The organism is Actinomadura roseirufa (assembly GCF_900659635.1).
In the GTDB taxonomy this organism is placed as follows: Bacteria; Actinomycetota; Actinomycetes; order Streptosporangiales; family Streptosporangiaceae; genus Spirillospora; species Spirillospora roseirufa.
Window position 1 is genome coordinate 1 of the sequence record NZ_CAACVB010000025.1, and the last position, 20,702, is coordinate 20,702.

The 20,702-nt window shown below is 71.0% G+C and carries 17 protein-coding genes and 1 tRNA gene; 5 read left to right on the forward strand and 13 right to left on the reverse strand.

Going from position 1 to position 20,702, the window contains the following annotated elements:
- Nucleotides 1–231 (forward strand): hypothetical protein (locus tag E1291_RS08185; protein ID WP_242614020.1); only part of this gene is annotated, 231 nt, incomplete at its 5' end.
- Nucleotides 232–253: 22 nt separating this feature from the next.
- Here the strand turns inward: E1291_RS08185 and E1291_RS08190 are convergent.
- On the reverse strand, nucleotides 254–913 hold the full coding sequence (locus tag E1291_RS08190) for a hypothetical protein (protein WP_131737134.1): 660 nt from the start codon (nucleotides 911–913) through the stop codon (nucleotides 254–256).
- Nucleotides 914–1,024: 111 nt separating this feature from the next.
- Complete coding sequence (locus tag E1291_RS08195; RefSeq protein ID WP_242614021.1) at nucleotides 1,025–1,381, reverse strand: YchJ family protein; 357 nt, start codon at nucleotides 1,379–1,381, stop codon at nucleotides 1,025–1,027.
- 231 nt (nucleotides 1,382–1,612) lie between these two features.
- Between E1291_RS08195 and E1291_RS08200 the strand changes: the two genes are divergently transcribed.
- Genes E1291_RS08200 through E1291_RS08210 form a run of 3 tightly spaced genes read left to right on the forward strand, consistent with a single transcriptional unit; the run spans nucleotide 1,613 to nucleotide 4,755 of the window.
- The gene (locus E1291_RS08200; protein WP_242614022.1) at nucleotides 1,613–2,524 is read left to right on the forward strand and encodes an alkaline phosphatase family protein; all 912 of its coding nucleotides are present in this window, start codon (nucleotides 1,613–1,615) and stop codon (nucleotides 2,522–2,524) included.
- 3 nt (nucleotides 2,525–2,527) lie between these two features.
- Nucleotides 2,528–3,784 carry an MFS transporter gene (locus E1291_RS08205; RefSeq protein ID WP_131737136.1) on the forward strand — a complete coding sequence of 419 codons (1,257 nt, stop codon included), beginning with the start codon at nucleotides 2,528–2,530 and terminating at the stop codon, nucleotides 3,782–3,784.
- Nucleotides 3,781–4,755 (forward strand): TolB family protein, encoded by a 975-nt coding sequence (locus E1291_RS08210; protein ID WP_131737137.1) that lies wholly within the window; start codon nucleotides 3,781–3,783, stop codon nucleotides 4,753–4,755. The genes E1291_RS08205 and E1291_RS08210 overlap by 4 nt, the downstream gene beginning before the upstream one ends.
- A gap of 712 nt (nucleotides 4,756–5,467) precedes the next feature.
- Here E1291_RS08210 and E1291_RS08215 read toward each other — a convergent pair.
- The 6 genes from E1291_RS08215 to E1291_RS08245 form a co-directional block, all read right to left on the reverse strand.
- Nucleotides 5,468–6,439 carry a helix-turn-helix domain-containing protein gene (locus tag E1291_RS08215; protein WP_131737138.1) on the reverse strand — a complete coding sequence of 324 codons (972 nt, stop codon included), beginning with the start codon at nucleotides 6,437–6,439 and terminating at the stop codon, nucleotides 5,468–5,470.
- A 313-nt stretch (nucleotides 6,440–6,752) separates the two neighbouring features.
- Nucleotides 6,753–8,264 (reverse strand): solute symporter family protein, encoded by a 1,512-nt coding sequence (locus E1291_RS08220; RefSeq protein ID WP_131737139.1) that lies wholly within the window; start codon nucleotides 8,262–8,264, stop codon nucleotides 6,753–6,755.
- Nucleotides 8,261–8,545 (reverse strand): hypothetical protein, encoded by a 285-nt coding sequence (locus tag E1291_RS08225; protein ID WP_131737140.1) that lies wholly within the window; start codon nucleotides 8,543–8,545, stop codon nucleotides 8,261–8,263. The genes E1291_RS08220 and E1291_RS08225 overlap by 4 nt, the downstream gene beginning before the upstream one ends.
- A gap of 171 nt (nucleotides 8,546–8,716) precedes the next feature.
- A complete protein-coding gene (locus E1291_RS08230; RefSeq protein ID WP_131737141.1) occupies nucleotides 8,717–9,157 on the reverse strand; it encodes a hypothetical protein in 441 nt (146 codons plus the stop codon).
- A gap of 232 nt (nucleotides 9,158–9,389) precedes the next feature.
- Nucleotides 9,390–10,253 carry a DUF192 domain-containing protein gene (locus E1291_RS08235; protein ID WP_131737142.1) on the reverse strand — a complete coding sequence of 288 codons (864 nt, stop codon included), beginning with the start codon at nucleotides 10,251–10,253 and terminating at the stop codon, nucleotides 9,390–9,392.
- 1,738 nt (nucleotides 10,254–11,991) lie between these two features.
- Nucleotides 11,992–12,064: transfer RNA gene (locus E1291_RS08245), tRNA-Arg, on the reverse strand.
- A gap of 723 nt (nucleotides 12,065–12,787) precedes the next feature.
- On the opposite strand from E1291_RS08245, the gene E1291_RS08250 reads away from it, so the two are divergent.
- On the forward strand, nucleotides 12,788–13,816 hold the full coding sequence (locus E1291_RS08250; protein ID WP_131737143.1) for a D-alanyl-D-alanine carboxypeptidase family protein: 1,029 nt from the start codon (nucleotides 12,788–12,790) through the stop codon (nucleotides 13,814–13,816).
- Nucleotides 13,817–14,092: 276 nt separating this feature from the next.
- Here the strand turns inward: E1291_RS08250 and mscL are convergent, their stop codons facing one another.
- The 5 genes from mscL to E1291_RS08275 all read right to left on the reverse strand — a co-directional run bounded on the left by mscL (nucleotide 14,093) and on the right by E1291_RS08275 (nucleotide 20,471).
- Complete coding sequence (gene mscL / locus E1291_RS08255; protein WP_131737144.1) at nucleotides 14,093–14,506, reverse strand: large conductance mechanosensitive channel protein MscL; 414 nt, start codon at nucleotides 14,504–14,506, stop codon at nucleotides 14,093–14,095.
- A 150-nt stretch (nucleotides 14,507–14,656) separates the two neighbouring features.
- Nucleotides 14,657–15,124: a hypothetical protein gene (locus E1291_RS08260; RefSeq protein WP_131737145.1), complete on the reverse strand. Its 468-nt coding sequence runs from the start codon at nucleotides 15,122–15,124 to the stop codon at nucleotides 14,657–14,659.
- Between the two features lie 1,267 nt (nucleotides 15,125–16,391).
- Nucleotides 16,392–17,015, reverse strand: coding sequence for an RcpC/CpaB family pilus assembly protein (locus E1291_RS08265; protein ID WP_131737146.1), 624 nt, complete (start codon nucleotides 17,013–17,015; stop codon nucleotides 16,392–16,394).
- A 393-nt stretch (nucleotides 17,016–17,408) separates the two neighbouring features.
- Nucleotides 17,409–18,224, reverse strand: coding sequence for an S-methyl-5'-thioadenosine phosphorylase (locus E1291_RS08270; RefSeq protein ID WP_131737147.1), 816 nt, complete (start codon nucleotides 18,222–18,224; stop codon nucleotides 17,409–17,411).
- A gap of 117 nt (nucleotides 18,225–18,341) precedes the next feature.
- Nucleotides 18,342–20,471, reverse strand: a complete 2,130-nt coding sequence (locus E1291_RS08275; RefSeq protein ID WP_131737148.1) for an MMPL family transporter — start codon at nucleotides 20,469–20,471, stop codon at nucleotides 18,342–18,344.
- Nucleotides 20,472–20,702: the final 231 nt, after the last annotated feature.

Consider the following 20,702-nt stretch of genomic DNA (forward strand, 5'->3'; position numbering starts at 1 on the left):
GGGGCCGTCGTCGCGCCCCGCGCCGCGGGGTTCGCCGACGGCGTCGAGGAGGTGCTGAGCCTTCCCGCCGCCGCGCGGCGGGCCGCCGCGCGCGCCCGAGCCGAGCGCTACCCGTGGACGACGACGATCGCGGGCATGCTCGACGTCCTCACCGCGGGGACGGCCGCCCCGGGCGCTCCGGCCCCGGGAACGGTCCGGCCCGGGTCGGCCAGGACGAGATCGGTGCGGTGACCTCGCGCATCGGCCGGACGGCCTACTTGGCGCGGAAGCTGCAGTCCTCCGGCAGGTCGGGCGGCTGGAACGCGCCCTTCGGGATCGGCAGCGGGGCGTCCTTCACCGTGTACCCACGCAGCCACTTGCCGAAGGGCCCGGCGCTGGCGGCGCTGAACGGCGCGGGTCCGTTGCCCATCTGCTGGCACTGCGGCAAGGTCACACCCCAGGAGAACCCCGCCCGGTCGAACTCGTGCCCGCGCGGCGACTGGTAGAACGTCAGGTTCGCGCGCTTCTCGTTCGCCGGCGCGCCGTCCTGCCGGATGCCCGAGACGATCGCCACCGGCCCGGTCGCCATCACGTAGTCGACCTTGATCCAGCCCCAGTGGTGCTTGGACGGCCCGCCCGGCACGTCCGGCGCGTAGTGGTCGAACTTCACCGTCCCCCGCGCCGCGCCGAGGACGAGCTTGCCGTTGACGAACTTCCACGGCGCGCCGTGCGCGTCCACGATGAACCGCCGGTACGGGTACTCGGTGTCACCGGGGAAGTTCAGCCACGCGTCACCGGTGACGTGGGCCTCCTTGAACGGGCCGGGGTCCTCGCCGTCGGCCAGCGCGCTCCCGCTCCCGGCCGCGCCGGCGGTGATCAGCACGGCCAGTCCGGCGATCAGCCCCTTGGCGGGGGCGCGTCGTCCCTGCGACATGTGGGTTCTCCTCTCCCGCGGGCGCCGTCGCCCGCTCCCCACCAAGCTCGCAGCGGCGCCCCCGGCCGGACCTCCCCCGCAGGTCCCCCGCGCCTCCCCCGTGAAGGGGGGTCAGCTCACCTTGCCGCGGACGTAGACCCACGCGCCGTCATGCCGCGTGAAACGGCTGACCTCGTGGAGTTCGCCGGGCTCGGTCCCGTCCAGGTAATGGGCGCGGAACTCCACGGTGCCCCGGTCGTCGCCGGGGCCGCCCGCGTCGACGGCGAGGATCTCCAGCCGCACCCACCGCGTCCGGTCGTCGAACCCGACCCGCTCCGGCCGCGTCGCGGGATGCCAGCTGCGCAGCAGGTACTCCTCGTCCCGCCGGGCGAACGCGCTGTAGCGCGACCGCATCAGCTCCTCGGCGGTCTCCGCCCGCCGCTCGCCGCGGTGCACCGGCCCGCAGCACTCCCGATACACCGAACCCACCCCACAAGGACACCTGGCCACACCAGAATGATGACGTGTCCGCGGGGGTAAGACGGACATGCCGACTGACAGAGTTGATCACGGACTGGAGCTGCGACTTTACCTACCGTTGACCGAGGGGCTGCCGGACGGAAGACTCACCGTCCCTGGACGGTGACGCTACGGTGCCATCTTCGCGGGGCCGGGCGACCCCCCTAGGCCCGGCAGCGGACGAACTCGCAGGAGGCCACCGTGCCCGACCCATCCGTCCATGATCGATTCGCGTTCCGGTCCCCCGGACGCCTGGCGCTGCTGATCGCCCTGGCCGCGCTCACGGCCATCGCGTCCGTGCTCGCCCTCGCCGCCGCGGGCCCGCGCCGCGGCGCCTACGCCGCCGCCGTGCCGACCCCGGACCACGTGGTCGTCGTGGTGTTCGAGAACCACAACTACTCGCAGATCATCGGCAGCTCCAGCGCGCCGTACATCAACTCGCTGGCGAACGGCGGCGCGAACCTGACCAACTTCTTCGCCGAGACCCACCCGAGCGAGCCGAACTACTTCGCGCTGTTCTCGGGCAGCACCCAGGGCATCACCGACGACGCGTGCCCGCCGCCCGGGTCCCCGTACAACAGGGCCAACCTCGGTACCGAGGTCCGCAACGTCGGCCGCAGCTGGGGCAGCTACAACGAGGGCCTGCCCTCGGAAGGGTCCACGGTCTGCTCCAACAGTGCCGGCAAGTACGCGCGCAAGCACAACCCGTGGTTCTCCTTCAGCAACCTGCCCGCCTCCACCGGGCACACCTTCGCCCAGTGGCCGACCGACTTCACCACCCTGCCCACCGTCTCCTTCGTCGTCCCGAACCTGTGCAACGACATGCACGACTGCTCGGTCGGCACGGGCGACACCTGGCTCAAGAACAAGATCGACGGATACGCGCAGTGGGCCAAGACCCACAACTCCGTCCTGGTCGTGACCTTCGACGAGGACAACGGCTCCGCCGGTAACAAGATCGCGACGGTGTTCTACGGCGCCCACGTCAAGACGGGCCCGGACGCGACCCAGTACAACCACTACAACCTCCTCCGCACCATCGAGGACATGTACGGAACCACGCACGCGGGCAACGCGGGCACGGCCTCGCCCATCACGGCGATCTGGCAGTAGCCGGTGTACCTGTCCTCTGGACGCGTCGCGGACGCGGCGAGCGGTGTGGACCGCCCGCCGCGTCCCCGGCGGGGATCACGGCGCCGGGCGCTGCGGCTCGTGGCGCCCAACGTGGTCGCGCTCGGCGCGGTCAGCCTCATCACCGACGTCTCGTCCGAGATGGTGACGGCGGTCCTTCCCCTTTACCTCGTCGCCGGGCTCGGCCTGTCGCCGCTCGCGTTCGGATTCCTCGACGGCCTGTACGGCGGCGCGACGGCCCTCGTCCGGCTGGTCGGCGGGCACGCGGCCGACCGGCGCTCCCGGCACAAGCTCGTCGCGGGCACCGGCTACGCCCTGTCGGCGCTGTGCAAGCCCGCGCTGATGCTCGCCGCCTCGGTGCCCGCCGTCGCCGCCGTGCTCGTCGCCGACCGCGCCGGCAAGGGCGTGCGCACCGCGCCCCGCGACGCGCTCATCTCGCTGTCGAGCCCGCCCGGCGCGCAGGGCCGCGCCTTCGGCGTGCACCGCGCCATGGACACCACCGGCGCGCTCCTCGGCCCGCTCGCCGCGTTCGGCGTCCTGGCCGCCGCGCACCAGGAGTACGACCCGGTGTTCGTGGTCAGCTTCTGCGTCGCCGTCCTCGGCGTGCTCGTGCTCGCCCTGTTCGTCCGCGACCGGGAGGGCGCGACGGGCGGCACCGTCAGGGCGACGCTGGCGGTGCTGCGCAGGGCCGAGTTCGCGCGGGTCTGCGCCGGCGCCGTCCTGCTCGGCGCCGTCACGGTCAGCGACTCGTTCCTGTACCTGCTGCTCCAGCGCTTCACCGACCTGCCCGTCCGCTACTTCCCGCTGCTGCCCGTCGGCACCGCCGCGACGTACCTGCTGCTCGCCGTGCCGCTCGGCCTGGCCGCCGACCGCGCCGGGCGCCGCCGCGTCTTCCTCGCCGGGCACGCCGCCCTGCTCGCCGCCTACGCCGTCCTGCTGTCCCCGCTGAACGGTATGGTGCTGGTGGCCTGCTGCCTCGCCCTGCACGGCGCCTTCTACGCCGCCACCGACGGCGTCCTCATGGCGCTCGCCGGGCCGATGCTCCCCGAGGGCACCCGCGGGGGAGGGCTCGCGGTCCTGCAGACCGGCCAGGCCATGGCCCGCTTCGCCGCGTCCCTGGCCTTCGGCGCCGCGTGGACGTGGTGGGGGCCGCGCACCGCGCTGTGGGCGGCGGCCCTGCTGCTCACGGCCGCCGGGGCCGGCGCCGCGGCGCTCCTCGGGACGCGAAAGGAGACCGCATGACCGTGCGCACGCGCCTGCTGATCCTCCTCGCGGCCACCGTGGTGCTCGCCGTCGCCGCGACGGGCTACACGCTTCACACCGCCGGCCACGGGACGCCCCGGATCGTGCCCCTCACCCTCGGCGCCCCGGGACGCATCGTCTTCCGGGACATGCGGATGGGCGCCGGCAAGGACCACCTCGCCGCCGTCCCGTCCACGGCGCCCACGGGCCCGCGCGTCAACGGCGCCCTGGTCTGCGCGCGCTTCCACGCGGCGTCCGGAACCGGGCTGTGCCTGCGCAACCGGCCCGGCCTGACACCGTCCTACGACGCGGTCCTCGTGGACGGGGCCCTCCGCGAACGGCGCCATTTTAGAGGCGCCGGCCTCCCGTCCCGCACACGGGTGTCGCCGAGCGGCCACATGGCCGCGTGGACGGTGTTCGTCAGCGGCGACTCCTACGGCGGCCCGAACTTCTCCACCCGCACCAGCATCCTCGACACCCGCACGGGACGGCTCATCCCCTCACTGGAGGACTTCACCGTCCTCAAGGACGGCTCCCACTACCGTTCGGCCGACATCAACTTCTGGGGCGTCACCTTCGCCGACGACGACCACTTCTACGCGACCCTGGCCACGCACGGGAAGACCTACCTCGTCTCGGGCGACCTCACCCGCCGTGAAGCCCGCACATTGCACGAGAACGTCGAATGCCCGTCCCTGTCCCCTGACAGGACCACCATCGTCTACAAGAAACGCGTCCGCTCTCCCGCCACGGGACGCCCCTGGGCCCTGTACGCGCTCGACCTGCGCACCATGCGCGAAACGGCCCTGGCCGAGAGCCGAAACGTGGACGACCAGGCCGTCTGGATGAACGCCAAAGAGGTCGCCTACTCCCTGCCCGGCGACTTCGGCTCCGACCTGTGGACGGTCCCCGTCGACGGCACCGGCGCCCCCCGCCTCCTGCTCACCGCCGCCCTCAACCCGGTCTTCTGAGGAGCGGGCGACCTCGCGGCGGTGTTCCCCAGTACCACCACGAGGTCGCCGCGCTCCTGCGACGCCATGCCCCTCGAAGAGGGAGAGGAGCCCCGCCTCCCCTCCCTCCGGCATCGCGCCGGGCACTGGCCGGGCCCAGCGGACCCGGACTCACGGTCGCGGCGCGCGTCCGCACCGCGACCGTCCCCCCGCTTCCCCGTGCCGGCGATACGCCGGTACGTGCCTCGTCCGCCGCCCCGGGCGGCCCCCCGATGATCCGGCGCAGAGGTCCCCGCCTCTCGCCGGCCCCCGTCGCAGCAGGTCCCGCGCCGCGGCCGGGGCGCCCCCTTGCCCCGTCATGGCCGTCCCCGGGCGCCTTTCGGTACCCCTGCTGCCGCTCGGAGCGGCGGACGAAGCCCCGGTCGGGAGGCCCTGTGGCAGGGCGAGTACCCCCCCGACCGGAGTCATGTGGTGTTCAGCCCGGATCTCACCGGCCCGCAGGTGCCCCTGACGACCCGCCGGCCCCGCCCGAGCGGACCGCGGTGGGCGCCCGTGCGGCGATCGCGACCGATCCGCCCCCTCTGAGGACCTCCGTGCGTCTGGCGCGCGATGCCATCCCGGCCCCCTCATGGACGAGCACCGCGCCCTTGGCGATGCGCTGGTTCCAGTGTGCGGCCCTACCGGCGGGATGTCCTTGCCCACGCGTTCCCGGAAGTTGACGTTGCGTCCACGGTCACCGGAGGTTCCGGTAGTCGCGGGGCGACAGGCTGAAGGCCGCCCGGAAGAGCCGGCTGAAGTGGGCGCTGCTGGTGAAGCCCCATCGGGCGGCGATGACGTGGATGGGATGGGCGTCCATGGCGGGATCGGTGAGGTCGTGACGGCAGCGCTGGAGCCTGCGTTCACGGATCAGCGCCGCGACCGTCGTCCCCTGGCCGCTGAAGAGGTGGTGAAGGTGACTGGTGGAGATGTGGTGCGCGGCCGCGATGGTGGCCGGCGTCAGATCGGGGTCGGAGAGGTTGCGCTCGATGAACGAGCGGATCCGCGTGACGAGCACCCGATGGTGGGTCTCCGGCTCGACCGCGGTCTCGGCCTCCAGGAAGTGCGCGCACAGGGCGGTGATGAGGTCCACGGCGATCGAGGAGACGCGCGCCCCGTCCGCCGGGGTGTGCCGGGTGGACCCGTGGCTGAGCTCCGTCAGGCACTGGACGAGCAGCCCGCCCAGCCCCTCGCTCGGGAGCCGGCTGCTCAGCAGACGGCTCACCGCGTCCGGCTTGAACGGCAGCAGCGTGCGCGGGAACTCGGCCGTCACCAGCATGGGATGCTCCCCGCCGGGATCCTCCGCGGTGATCGTCCCCTGGAAGGGATGCGAGGAGTCGGTGACGAGCAGCCCGCTGCGGCTCCAGGTGGCCTCGCGTCCGGCCTGCTCGAAGGTGTGCCATCCGCGAAGGCTGAAGGACACATGGCACACCTCCGGGTCGCTCCGGGCGATGAGCTTGCTCGTCCGGTACTCCCGCGTCGGCGGAAACGTCATCCTGAATAACCGCATGACGCCGAAGTCCAGAAGCCGGGCCCGGACGAGATAATCGTCGGCGACGCTGCTGCGAATGACGCTCGGCATCTGTGACTGGGCCGCCCGCAGACTGTTCCAAGCGTCGAACCGCTCCGCCGGGGGCAGGTGCTCGTTCGACAGGTGGTACTCGATCACCGTCGCTCACCTCACGGAAAGCAGGAGAAAGGACACGTGGCGGGGTTGGATTCACCTCCGTTACCTCCCCCGGGGGTTACCACCGTAGATAGACCCACCGCCGTGCCGCCACCCGAAGAGAAGAGCTCTCAGCGCAATGCCGCGATGATCAGCCGTGCGATCAGCCGCACCTCGCGACCGGCGGCCCGGCACGCCCCGGGGCCGGTGCCCTCTGCCGCCCGTACTCCGTCCCTTCCCAGCGGACGACGATGGTCAAGTTCTCGACCAGGCAATACAAGTACCGCGTACCCGACGAAGGCGTGTGAGTGCCCTTTTACCGGCGAGCTGGGATTGGGAAGGCTTTTCGGGCGAGTTCGTCGTAGGGGATGCCCTCGGCGTGGGTTCGGCCCCGGGTCGCGAGGCTGGCGGCCCAGGCGCACAGGAAGCCCGCCGGCACCGAGACCAGCGCCGGAATCGACAGCGGGAACAGGTGCGCGTCGCCGAGGACGTCCGGTCCGACGAGAACGAGACCGATCGAGGTGACGAGGCCGCCCGCCAGCCCGGCCGCCGCCCCGTGGCGGGTGAGCCCCCGCCAGTAGATGGTGAGGACGAGGACCGGCGTCGTGGTGCTCGCCGCGACCGCGAACGCCACATTCCCGAGAAATGCGACGTTCAGTTTCCGCGCCCACAACGCCAGGAGGATCGCGGCCACGGAGACGGCCGCCCCGGCGAGCCTGCCGACGGCGAGCTGGCGGCGGGGCGAGACGTCCCCCCGCTTGAGCACGGTCGTGTACAGGTCGTGCGCGATCGCCCCGGAGGACGCGATGGCGAGCCCCGCGAGCACCGCCAGGATCGTCACCATCACCACGCTCGCGGTCACGGCGAACAGCAGGTCGCCGCCCAGTTCCCCGGCCAGCCGCGGCGCGGCGAGGTTGCCCGCCCGGTTGTCGGCCACGATGGCGGACCGGCCCACCAGGTTCAGCGCGGCGTACCCGAAGATCGGCAGCGCGAGGAAGAACGCGGCGAAGATCCACATCGCGATCTGGGCCGAGTCGCGCGCGGCCCGTCCGTCCCGGACCGTGAGGAACCGGACCATGACGTGCGGCAGGCCCATCATGCCGAGCACCATGCCCATGGTCAGGGACACGGTCTCCAGCGCCTCCGCCGTGCCACCCCGGCGGGGGGTGACGACCCCGTCGCCGAACCGATGCGCCGCGTCCTGCATGGAGCCGATCGGGTTGCCGCCCGTCCGCGCCGTGAGCAGCACGAACAGAAGGAGCACCGTGGCGATCAGCACGACCGCCTTGAACACCTGGATGTACGTCGTGCCGACCATGCCGCCCAGGGCGGTGTAGAGCGTCATCAGGACGCCGATGAGGGTCACCGCGACGGGGAAGTCCACGCCGAGCAGCACCTGCGCCAGCAGGCCAGCCCCGACGAACTGGATCATCATGTAGATGAGGCTGATGACGAGGGTCGCGACCGCCATCAAGGCGCGCAGCCCGCGGCCGTCGAAGCGCGCGGCGACCGCGTCCGCGATCGTGTAGCGGCCGAGGTTGCGCAGCGGTTCCGCGATCACCACGAGCATCAGCAGATAGGCCGCCGGTACCCCGGCGGCCAGGTAGAACCCGTGGAAACCGGTCAGCGCGACCGCGCCGGTGATCCCGAGGAACGAGGCGGCGGAGAGCTGGTCGCCGGCGAGCGCCAGGCCGTTCTGCAACCCGCCGATCCGTCCGCCCGCCACGTAGTGGTGGTCGGTGTCGCCGCCGCGGCGCGCGGCGCGCGCCGTCAGCGCGAGCGTCACGGCGACCAGCGCGAGGACGATCACCACCGCGGTCGTGTTCACCGCCGCGTCTCCCGCTCGAACCGGCGCGCCCGGCGCCGGTAGGCGGTCGCCCCGAGCACCGGGCCGACGACCACGCAGAGGCCCGCCGCGTAGCCGGCGCCGACGCCGTGGAACACGCCGTCCAGGACGCCCGTGAACGAGGTGAGCACGGGGAACGCCATGAACAGCAGGAACGTCGTCGCGGCCGTGCTCAGGACGAGCCGCTTGTGCCGCGCGATCGCGGCGTCATGACCGCCGGCGGGGGTGTGCGCGGCCGGTCCGGGACCGGGGGTTCCCGTCATCGAAGTCCGCCTTCCTCGGCGCCGGCCGCCGCGAGGCGCCGTTCCGTGCGCACCGGCGCCCCCGACCGGTCCCTGAGATCTGGCTCACCACTCCTTCGACATTACATACACGAAATCGTATATAACAAGGGCGGATTCAGTGGAGTGCCGTGACCTGCGGTGATCCGGCCGTCATTCCCCGATGCCGGTGACGATCTGCGTGGCCGCCTTCTTCCGCAGCCCGAAGTTGAAGCGGGCGATGACCCGGTCTTCAGCCCGTTCCGTGAGGGTGACCTGGTAGAGCACGCGAAGCTTCATGTCGGCTTTCAGCGCCTCACGCGGGGCCTCGAAGAGGAGTTGTCCCGGCTTGCGACTGCCGCTGGCGCACGCGAAGACCAGCACGCGCCGCGACGTGGCCACCATCCAGACGGGGGGCGGGGAGAAGAACGCGAAGACCCCGACCCCGCCGGTGAGCGCCGTCGTCGCGAGGCCGGTGACCAGTCCCGTGGCGAGACTCTTCCCGAGCAGTTTCTTGATGCCGCCCCTGAGCTGGCCGCCGACGGCGGCGATGACGGTCTCGTCGGGCTCCAGGTGAGATTCCAAATGGCGCAGCAGCTTGGTCGTGTTAACCATGAGACCTCCGGATCGCGAACGTGAATACGTCCGCGTGAGCCTAATGGCACGCCACCGGGAAGGTGCACAATTTCGATGACCCGAGGCACCCACCCCTCATAATTAACGGTCAGTGATGCTCTCGGAGTTCACCGTCACGACGGCGCTCACGCAGTGTTCCTCGGCCTTCGCGTGAGCGCGTGACCGGCCCGGCTGAGGCGAGCCCGGGGGCGAGCGGGGATTGCGGCGAGCCCTAGAACCGCAGCAGAGTTCCCAAGGGCAGGATCGGCAGATTCCCATTGGGCGCCTCGATGACGTACGAGAACGGGAAACCGGGATCGTAACGCTGGCAGGAAGCGGACCCCAGCATGCACGGCTGTCCCGTGAACCCGTGGAGGAGCCTCCCGCCGGAATCGAAGAACAGCAGGTCCGTGGTGAACGTGTAACCGGCGATGACGTGCGATCCATAGTTCGGAACGGGATACCGGTACAGCATCCCGGCCCGTCCGCCGAGGTCGCCCCTCGTCCAGCCGAGCATCCCCAAGGACGTCTTCCGGGGGGTGTCCGCGAGCGCCATGCGGTACACGCCGCCCCCGACCCCGACCACCACCGTGGCGGTCTCGGCGGGGTCCAGCCGTCCCGAGGGCGCCTCGGCCTTCGGGACGATCCTCGACCTCGCCCCTCCGCCCGGCACGGTCGCCGCCTGCGGGCTCCCTGCGCAGTCCAGCGCGACCCGGTCCGCCCGGACCACCCGCACCGTGGTGGCGGCCCGCCGCATGGTCACCCGCACCGCCCCCTTCGTCACGTAGGTGATGGACGGACCGTCCGAGCAGACGGCGACGCTCGTCCGCCCCTTGACGCGGAACCTCTGCTCGCCCAGCTGCCCGTCCCGCGACAGCCCGATCACCATCGTGTTCTCGCCCGCCTCCTTGAGCCCCCCGTCGATGCCGAACCGCCCGAGCGGCGTCGTGACACTGCCGCCCACCTTCACGGCGAACATTCCGTCCTGGTCGATGCTGAACACCAGCGGCAGCATGGGCGGCTGATAACTCACCCCGCCGACGAAACTGCACCCGCACAGCAAGAGCAGCGGAGCCAGCCTGCCGAGAAGAATCATGTCCACTCCGCGCGAGTCAGAGGCGAGGGGCGTCAGCGCTGTGACGCACTCCGCTTGCCCTGAGTTCGTCCCTGACCACCATGGGCCACCACCCCCGCACCCTCTTTACAAACCAAAGACCCCCCATTGCGATCGACGTCGCCTGAGACCTCCGTGAGGACGTAGAGGAACAGGACGCGTTGGGGCCCACCCTTGAGACGATCCGCCCCGAGAGCCGCCTCCCCGCGAGCGACAATGCCCCGACGACCTGCGGGATGATCCCTCCGGCACCCCCGAATTCACTCGCGACACCCCGAATCCGCCGCGATGGTCGACCCGGCGGCACGCGCCCCCCGCCCAAGTCGATAACCCCATAACAACCACGAACAAGGTGGCACCAGGAGAGGTCATCTTGAGATCAAGAAGCCACTTGATTTGTCTTCAACTGCCAGCCCATCCGTCTGCAAGAATCGCCGCCGAACAGGCCCCCTCCTAATGGAAGCAGTAGTGACAGTTCTGGGCAGCGGAAAGAACACACGAATCGCCTCCTCGAATTCGGCACCCGGCCGGAATCGTGAATCCCCGCCCGCATCGCCAGCACCATGATTGTCCAAACTCCAGCAACAACGACGAACCTCGGACCAGCGCCATATTCCGGCACCGCACCCACCCCGACAACGCCGTCGATGGTCGAGCGGCGCCGATCGAGCGGCGCGGGGCAAGGACCGAGGTGGCGAGGGGCCGCCGATCGAGGGGCGTTGATTGAGGGGCGCGGGCCGACAGGCAAGGGGCGAGGACCAGCGGTCGAGGGACGAGGGGGTAGGAGCGAGGGACGACACGCGAGGAGGGACGGGCGAGGGGTGAGAGCCGAGGGGCGGCGGCGAGGGGGCGAGGGCGGCGGGCGGCGGTGAGAGCCGAGGGGTGGCGGTGAAGGGGCAAGGGGCGAGGGGCGGCGGTGAAGGGGCAAGGGGCGAGGGGCGGCGGTGAGGGGGCGAGGGCGGCGGGCGGCGGTGAGAGCCGACGGGCGGCGGTAAAGGGGCGACGGGCGGCGGTGCAGGGGCGAGGGGCGAGGGCGGCGGGTGGCGGTGCAGGGGCGAGGAGGGACGGGCGAGGGGTGAGAGCCGACGGGCGGCGGTGAGGGGGGCGGGGGGCGGCGGGCGGCGGTGAAGGGGCGACGGGGCGAGGGCAGGCGGGCGGCGGTCAGGGGGCGATGGGGCCGGGGGCGACGGGGCGGGGCGACGGTCGAGAGGTGAGGGCCGACGGCCGGCCGCCGGTCGGCGTCGGCGTCGGCGTCGGCGCTATGAGGCTGCCGGATGTCGTGGTCCGGTTCCCGCGTCCGGGATGGACGGGGCGTGCGCGACCGGGTCCAGGTCGCGATGTGGATCTTCGCTGTGCTCTTCCTCGCGCCGCCGAGTTCGGATATGCCGCGCTCTTCCTTGAGGCGCCGATCTTCGGATGTGCCGCGCTGAACGTGTGGGGCGGGTTCGGCGTCGTGGCCGCCTCAGACTGCCGGCCTTCTCCGCAATGGGGTGGCATGCACCTGAACGCCGTTCGTGACGACTGGGCCACCTGGAGGAGACGCAGCTGGCCGGGCAGGGACCCTGTCGTCAGGGGTTGGTGGCCTCATGGCGGCGGAGGCTGCGTCCGAAACGCCACTGGGCACCCTGAACGAGGCGTGATCGGCGTTGGGGCACGTGCGTCAAGAGGCCCCTGACCGGTATCTGGGCTGGTCAGGGGCGCAGTGAAAGCGTGGTCCGTGCGCCCCCGGCAGGATTCGAACCTGCGGCACCCACTTTAGGAGAGTGGTGCTCTATCCCCTGAGCTACGGAGGCCCGTCGCCGAACGAGCCTAGCGGACGGCACCTACAGGGTAGGGGACAGGGCGGGTAGCGCGCTCGTCTGTTTGCGGCCATCGTGAGGTGAAATGGGCCTGGACCAGAAGGGCGCATGGTGGGCGCCGTAACTCGCTGGTCCATGGTCTAGGCCGTGTAGGGCCGTTGTGGGTACGCTTCGGTGCCGTGACGGGTCGGCATCGAGGGCAGCCGGGTGGCAGAAGTGCCGATGCGGTTCCCGAGAGCGCGCCCCAAGCGCCGCGAAGGGCCCGAGCACGGCGGTTCGGTTTGCTGGGCGCGGCTTTCCTGGTGCCGGTCCTGCTGGCGACCGTGATCGCGTTCGGGTTGCGGGACGAGCCGGCGGACCGTCCGAAGGGTGCCGCGGCACCCGTGCGGCCGGTGGCGCCGAGCCCGTCCAAGGTCGAGCCGACGTACGGGCGGTACGTGCCGCCGGAGGCCGCGCCGCAGGCGGAGACGCGCCTGCCGGAGCGGGCACCGGCACCGGTGGTGACGCCGTCGCGCAAACGGCCCTCGCCGCGTTCGCCGCGCCGCCCGGACATGCGTCCGCCGTGTCCGCGGGGGTGGTGGGAAGTGCCGTTCCTGCGCCGGTGGTGTGAACGGAATCGCCACAGGACTCGCTGACCCGGTTACGCCCAGGCGGCCCCCGAACCTGTAGTAGCGTTCTGCCGCTGTTCCGTAATCGGGCATCAGGAGGAAAACCACCGTGCCGAACCCCGGGTCGGCGGCGCTGATCGCGGTCTTCCTGGTGATGGCGACGCTCGTGCCGTCCGGTACCGCCAGGGCGGATGCTCCGAGCGACGCGCTGGAGACGCTGCGCCGTGAGGCCGCGAAGGCTCGCTCCGAGTTGGAGAAGGCCACGAATGACATGCAGGGCCGCCAGCGGGTGCTGGCGTCCTCGCAGATCAAGCTGCGGGGGACGCTGAAGGACCTCGCGGCGGCGGAGGCCGAGTTGAACAAGATCCGCCAGCCGCTGGCGCGGCTGGCGAACGCGTCCTACCAGCAGCCCGGCGCGACCGGCTCGATGGCGGTCTTCGGCGGCGGGACACCGGACTCGGCGCTGCGGTCCACCGCGGACGTGACCTTGCTCGCGCGGTCACAACAGGCCCTTGTGGACCGTGCCGATGAGCTCCAGCAGCGGCGAGGACGGCTCGCCTCGATCGCCCAGGATCTGCAGTCCCGCAGTGCCGTCGAGCAGACGCGGGTGCAGCAGGAGGTCGACGGGCTGAAGGCGAAATCGGCGCAGCTGACCGCGCGGCTGGACGCGATGCTGAAGAAGCTGGACCCCACCAAGCGGCTGGAACTCGGGTGCGACAAGTCGCTGGCGGCGGGCGCGCGCAAGTTCCCGAACGGGCTGATTCCGTCCAAGTACCTTTGCCCGCTGCCGCAGAAGGGCAAGCAGCTGCGCGCGGACGCGGCGCTCGCCTTCTACAAGCTGAACACCGCGTACAAGCGTCACTTCGGCCACGAGATCTGCGTCACCGACTCCTATCGCAGCCTCGCCGACCAGCACCGCGTCTACGCCGAACGGCCCGGGTTCGCCGCCATTCCCGGGACGAGCAACCATGGCAAGGGCCAGGCCCTCGACCTATGCGGCGGCATCCAGAACTCGGGCTCCGTCCAGTTCAACTGGATGGAGGCCAACGCCAAGACGTACGGCTGGCTGCACCCTGCGTGGGCCTACAGCAATCCGTTCGAGCCCTGGCACTGGGAGTACGGCACACAGGACGACTGACAGTGGTGATGGGGCTCGCTTGGGAGTTCGCTCCCTGGGCGATCTCGTGCGAGCGAGCACACCGGGCAGGGGCCCGCGGATCGGTTCGTGGTGTTACCCGTCGTCCGGCGCGCGGGCGGCTCGTCCGTAGCTGGCCAGGCCGCAGGTCGTCTGCAGGCTCGCGGTGCGCTGCGTGGCTTCGCGCTCTTTCCGGCGGGGCTCGCTTTAGGCATTGCCCCGCCGGGCAGGTGGCGCGCGTGTGACGGCGGAGTTGAGACAGGGGCCGTCACGCGCCGGTCAGTTCGGCAGCTCGGAGGCGGGGATGACCTGGGCGGTGCAGTAGCGGCAGCGCAGCGCCTTGACCGGGATGTCGCTGAGGCACTGCGGGCACTCGTGCTCGGTGGCCTCCTTGCCGCGGTCCATGCGCTCGATCAGCTTGGCCGTGGGGAGGACGACCAGAAAGTAGACGATCGCCGCGGTGATCATGAAGGCGATCGCCGACGTGACGAAGATCCCGTAGGGGAACTTCGTGCCGTCGATCGTCACCGCCAGCCGCGTGTAGTCGGGCTTTCCGCCGATCAGTGCGATCAGGGGGGTGATGAAGGAGTTCGCGAAGTCCTTGACCAGCCCCGCGAACGCCGCGCCGACGACGAACGCGACTGCGAGGTCGACGAGGTTGCCGCGGAAAAGGAACTTCTTGAAACCGCTCACTATCGCTCCTGGGGGTCGGGGCACGCGGGGGCGTCCGATCGCGCTGGTGTTTGCCCTGATCAGGATGCCTGCGTCGCGAAGGTCCAGACAGGACGGTTACGGATGGTAATCAACTGGCATGTGTTCTGCCAAGTCGGCGCCGTGGCGCTCTCACTGCCCTGCGGAGAGTTTCTCGCGCAAGGCTTGCAGGGCTTCGTCCGTCGCGAGCGCTCCTGACGTCGGGACGGGCTCGGCCTGAGGAGGCTCCGGCCAGGTGCGGGGGAGCTGTGGAGCGACCACCCACTCGGGTCTGGCGTCGGTCTCGTAGTTCAGGAAGAGATAGGTGGGGCCTCCCTCCTCGGGTGTCCGCTGGGCCATGGTCAGCTGCCAGGTCAGCTCCCCCAGCACCTCGACCACGATGCCTTCGTGGCACCGTCCCAAGATGACGGCTCGCGCGCCCGTCCCCTCTGGACCGGGCGCCACCTCGGCGCAGACCGCGACGTCGGCCCCTCTGATCTCCTCCGGCAGTGCGGGCTGCGTGATCGTCTCGGGCCTCGCCGCGTACACCGCCCGGACGTGGTCGCCGCGGACGAGACCGACCGCCTCGGTGCACACCCACAGGCTCGTCAAGGTGTTCATGTGTGCGACCGTACGACCGTTGAGAGCGCCGTCGGACCACGGACCCCGTCCGTCTCCGGCCTTGCTGCCCCCGGCGAGCGGGCATCACCCGGCGCGGAGCCGGCGGCAAGTTCCTCACCGACCCGGGGTCCCCGGGCCGTTGCGGCCGTGTTCCCCGTGCGGCGACGAGCACGGCCCCATGTCAGGGCGGCAGGACGCGGTCGGGTCTGCCTTCCGATCTTTGTGTAGCCAACGGGTGGGTGTTACGCGGCGCGGTGTGGTGGCGAGTTCCTCGTCGGGTCTGGGGTCCTGGGCTGTTGTGGGGGTTGGCTTCTGGGTGGTGCGCGTGGGGCTCACGGTCAGGGCATGGTCGGGCCTGTCTTCCGGTCTTGGTGTCACCGGCCGGCGCGCATTGCCTGGTACGGAGGCGCTGCGGGTTCCTCGCTGGGTCTGGGGTCCTGGGATTTTGTGGGCGTGGTTTCTGTGTGGTGGTGAGCGTGGCCCCCATGTCAGGGCGTGGTCGGGGTCTGTTTTCGGTCTTGGTGTCACAGCGGGCGGGTGTTGCCTGGCGCGGTGGCGGTGGCGGTGGCGAGGTTCTTGCCTGGCCTGGGGTACTGGCTTGCTGCGGCTGTGAGCCCTCTGTGGTGGTGCGCGTGGCGGCCATGTCAGGGCACGGACCGGGTCTGTCTTCCGGTCTTGGTGGCGTGGCGGGTGAGTGTGCATGGCGTGGGGGTAGTGACGAGATTGTCGCCAGGTCTGGGGTCCTGGGCTGTTGTGGGGGCGGCTCCTGTGCGGCGACGAGCGTGGCCCCCATGTCGGGGCGTGGTTGGGGTCTGTTTTCGGTCTTAGTGTCACCGGCGGGCGCGTGTTGCCTGGCGCGGAGGCGCTGCGGGTTCCTCGTCGGGTCTAGGGTCCTGGCTCGCTGCGGCCGTGTTCCCTGGGCGGTGGTGAGCGCGGCGCCGTAGTCAGGGCATGGGCGGCGTCTGTCTTGGGGCTTGGTGTCACGGCAGGTGGGTGTTGCGCGGCGCGGTGTGGTGGCGAGTTCCTCATCGGGTCTGGGGTCTTGGGCTGTTGCGGGCGTGGTCTCTTGGGGGGTGAGTGTGGCGCTCACCGGGGCTGCTCGGCTGGATGGTTTGCTCGCGAGGCGCTCGGCCTTCTTGGTGCTGGCGAGTAGCGGTGGTGGATCGTGATCGTGTCCGGTTGAACGGGTTGGCTTTGTGAGGGGTGTTGGCAGGTGTGGAGGGGGCGGTTGTGGTGTGCGCTAGGGGGTGGGTGTGGGGGCGTGTCCTTAGCTGGTAATGGTCATGGCGAGGGCTGGTCCTGCCGCTGCAAGCGCGGTCGCCTGGGGGCGGGTGGCGGCCACGACGATCAGGGCGCCGTCCTGGCCGCTGGTCTCGTCGCGGGACGGGATGGTCAGAACGGGGATTGCGGCGGCGACGAGGCGGGCCTCGGGGCGTGGGGGCGGGCCAGGGCCGGTTTCCAGTGGCGCCTCAGCCGTGGGTGGGCCCGTGGCGAGGACGTCGATGCGGTCGCCGGGGTGCAGGAGACGGGCGGTGGCGGCGTCCGCGAGGCGGACGGGAGCGGCGACGGTTTCGGGGCCGTAGCCGTGCAGGAGACCGTCACCGAGCAGGCGGGCGTCGGTGACCGGTTCGCCTCGGCGCATTGGGCCGGCCAGCACGTGGCCCGCCGCGCCTGAGCGCAGGGCACCGGCCGGGACGGCGGCGGGAGGCAGGTCCAGCCCGTGGAGATCGGGTGGGGCGAGGACGGCACCGCCCGGAAGGTCGTGCGAGGCCGCGAGAACGCGGACGGAGGGGGCGGGGCCCGGCCGCAGCGCGGTGAGGGCGGAGCCCGTCGCGGCGGCGGCGAACAGGGCGGCCAGAGGTCGCCGCAGCCGAGATAACCGCTTGCTCATGGAGTTCTCCTGAGATGGGGGACGTGGGGACAGCGGATCCGCGCACTGCGCGCGATCTGGACGTGCCGAGTAGAGCGATTGCGAGCGTGAAGGCGGGAAGGGCCAGGGGTTTCGGTTACCGCTGGCCGGTCGGATGCCTGCCGGTCGGACGCCTGCCGGTTGAACGCCTGTCGGTCGGATGCCTGCCGGTCGAATACCCGCCGGTCGACACCTGCCGGTCGAACACCTGACGGTCGGATGCCTGTCGGTTGGATGCCTGTCGGTTGGACGCCTGCTCTGTGCGCTGGTGAGGCACTGTGGCCACGGCTTGTCTGGGGAGGGGGCCGTGGGGATGGTCTGAGGGGGGAGGGTGGGTCAGTTTGGGGCGGGGATGGGGCGGGGTGGGTGTGGGGTTCAGGGGAGTTCTAGGGGGAGTTTCATGCCGTCGAGGGTTCGAGGGCAGGGGCAGGTGCGTTCGGCGGGCAGGGAGGCGATCACGTCCGTTACGAGGGTGCGTAGGCGGTCGATGTTCTCGCCGAAGACGCGGTAGACCTCTTCCATGGTGACTCCCTCGCCCTCTTCGACGCCGGCGTCGAAGTCGGTGACGAGGCAGAGGGGCGTGTAGCAGAGGGCCAGTTCGCGGGCCAGGACGGCTTCGGGGTGGCCGGTCATGCCGATCAGGGTCCAGCCCTGGGCGGCGAACCACTTCGACTCGGCGCGGGTGGAGAAGCGGGGGCCTTCGATGACGACGAGGGTGCCGCCGTCGACCGGGGGCCAGCCTGCCGTCCGCGCGGAGGCGAGGACGGTTTGGCGGCCGGCGGGGCAGTAGGGGTCGGAGAACGAGATGTGGATCGCGGCGCCGTCGTCGTAGTAGGTCTGCGTGCGGTTCCGGGTGCGGTCGGTGAGCTGGTCGGGGACGGCCAGCGTGCCGGGGCCGTGGTCGGGGGTCAGGGAGCCGACGGCGCTCGGGGCGAGGACCTGGCGGACGCCGAGGGAGCGCAGCGCCCACAGGTTGGCGCGGTAGGGGATGCGGTGCGGGGGGAAGCGGTGGTCGCGGCCGTGCCGGGGGACGAACGCGACGCGCCGGCCGGCGAGCTCACCGATCGTGATTGGGTCGCTCGGCGGGCCGTAGGGCGTGTCGACGATGACCTCTTCGGCGTCGTCGAGGAAGGAGTAGAAGCCGGAGCCGCCGATGACCCCGACCTCCGCGGAACTGGAAGGAGTGGACATGCCGCCGACCCTAACCACCCGCCCCCGCCCCCGGCAGAGGCGCCGCAGATTGTGGATAACTTCGCCCACGGAAATGGGCCCGGCCATCGGCCGGGCCCATTTCACCTGTTCAGAGTGTCAGCCGACGGCGTCGAGAACCTTGGACGAATCGGCGGAGTGGTCTCCCTTCGAGAGCCGTCCAGGGATCCAGATGCGCCGTCCGAGGTCGTAGGACAGGGCGGGCAGCAGCAGGGAACGGACGATCAGCGTGTCGAGCAGGACGCCGAAGGCGACCACGAAGCCCATCTCGGCCATGGCGACCAGCGGCAGGGTCGCGAGGGCGGTGAAGGTGGCGGCCAGGACGAATCCCGCGGAGGTGATGACGCCGCCGGTGACGGTGAGGCCGCGCTGGATGCCGCGGCGGGTGCCGTGGGTCTGGGACTCCTCCCGGACGCGGTGCATCAGGAAGATGTTGTAGTCGACGCCGAGCGCGACCAGGAAGATGAAGGCCAGCAGCGGGAACACGGTGTCGGTGCCCTCGAAGCCGAAGGCGTGCCGGAAGATCAGCGCGCAGGCGCCGAGCGAGGCCAGGAACGACAGGACCACGGTGCCCATCATCAGCAGCGGCGCGACCAGGGCGCGCAGCAGCAGGATGAGGATCAGGAACACCACCGCGAGCACGATCGGGATGATGACCTTGTTGTCGCGGTCTGCCGCGCGGTTGATGTCCAGGTTGATGGCGGTGACGCCGCCGACCTTCGCCTCGGCGGACGGGACGGTGTGCACGGTGTCGCGGAGCCGGTCGATCGTCTTCTGGGCGGCCCGGCTGTCGGCGGGGTCGCGGAGGGTGGCCTCGTACTGGACCAGGCCGTTCGCCGTGACCGGGCGGCTGAGCTCGGCGACGCCCGGCGTCCCGGAGACGGCCGCCGCGACCGGTCGCGAGGCGGACGCCTTGGCGATGACGACGGCGGGGGCGCCGGAACCGGCGGGGAAGTGGCGGGCGACGGCCTCGGAGCCGACGATGGAGTCGGGGCGTCCGGTGAACTGGCCCGCGTCCGACAGGCCCTCGGCCTTGAGCGAGCCCAGGCCGAAGGTAAGGGCGAGCAGTCCCACCGAGGTGAGGGCCCAGAGCGCGCGCGGGTGCTTGCCCACCAGGCCGGCGACGCGGCTCCAGATGCCGTGCTCGGACTCGAACGCGTCGGGGTCGAGGTACTTGGCGTCGTAGCGGGGCACCAGCGGCCAGAACAGCCAGCGGCCGGCTATGACCAGGAGGGCGGGCAGGAGGGTGGTCATGGCCGCGAGGGCGGTGAGGACGCCGACCGCGGCGACCGGGCCCATGCCCGCGGTGGAGTTCATCTCGGCGGCGAGCAGGCAGAGCAGGCCGACGGCGACGGTCGCGGCGGAGGCGATGACGGCGGGCGCGGCGCGGTGCAGCGCGAAGGCCATGGCCTCGTGGCGGTCGTCGTGCCGGTGCAGCTCCTCGCGGTAGCGGGCGACGAGCAGCAGGGCGTAGTCGGTGGCGACGCCGAAGACCAGGACGGTCAGGATGCCCGAGCTCTGCGCGTTGACGGTCAGCCCGGCGTTCTTGGCCAGCAGGTACACGACGGACTGCGCGAGGACCAGGGCGAAGACCGCGCTGAGCACGGGGACGAACCACAGCGTGGGGCTGCGGTAGATGATCAGCAGCAGGACGATGACGACGAGGCCGGCGGCCATGAGCAGGAAGCCGTCCAGGCTCTTGAAGACCTCGAACTGGTCGGCGGCGCCGCCCGCGGGGCCGGTGACGTGCGCGTCCAGTCCGGGTGGGCCCCGCTTGACCAGGTCGCGGGCGTCGGCGACGGCGTCGGTGATGTCGTCGCTCAGGATCGGGACGAGGGTCTGCAGCGCCTTGCCGTCGGCAGAGGGGAAGGGGCCTTGGGCCTGCTGGGCACCGGGCAGCTTGCCCAGGGCGGGCAGGTCGGCGGCGGCCTTGGCGCGGTCCGCCGGGGTGATGCCGCCGGCGCGCTCGTAGACGATGACGGCGAGCGCCGTCTCGTCCTTGCGGAACTGTTCCTGCAGCTTGACGACGCGGGTCGACTCGGCGCCGCCGGGCAGCCAGTTGACGGCGTCGTTCTTCTGGACGTCCTTGATCTTTCCGGCGAGCGGGCCGAGGGCGGCCAGCAGGATGATCCACAGGACCAGGACGGCCCACTTGGCGCGCCGGCCGGCGATCAGCCGGGCCAGCCGGTGGGTCGGGGGACTGGGGGACGCCGGGCTCGGTGCACTCATGGTTCCTTCTCCTGTGGGGGGCATGAGCCGGAGGGTCGCGATACGTCGCGATATCGGGACTGTCTCGACGTACGAGAAGCGTCAGGTGCCATCGCGACCGTGACGGATGCCACGCATTCCGAGCTTCTCGAAAATAGAGCTAAGAAGAGACGGTCGTATCCTCGAAAATGGCCATGGCCCGTTCAGGGGATGCCGTCGTTTCCGTCGCTTTCTTTCGTCCAGACCATCGTC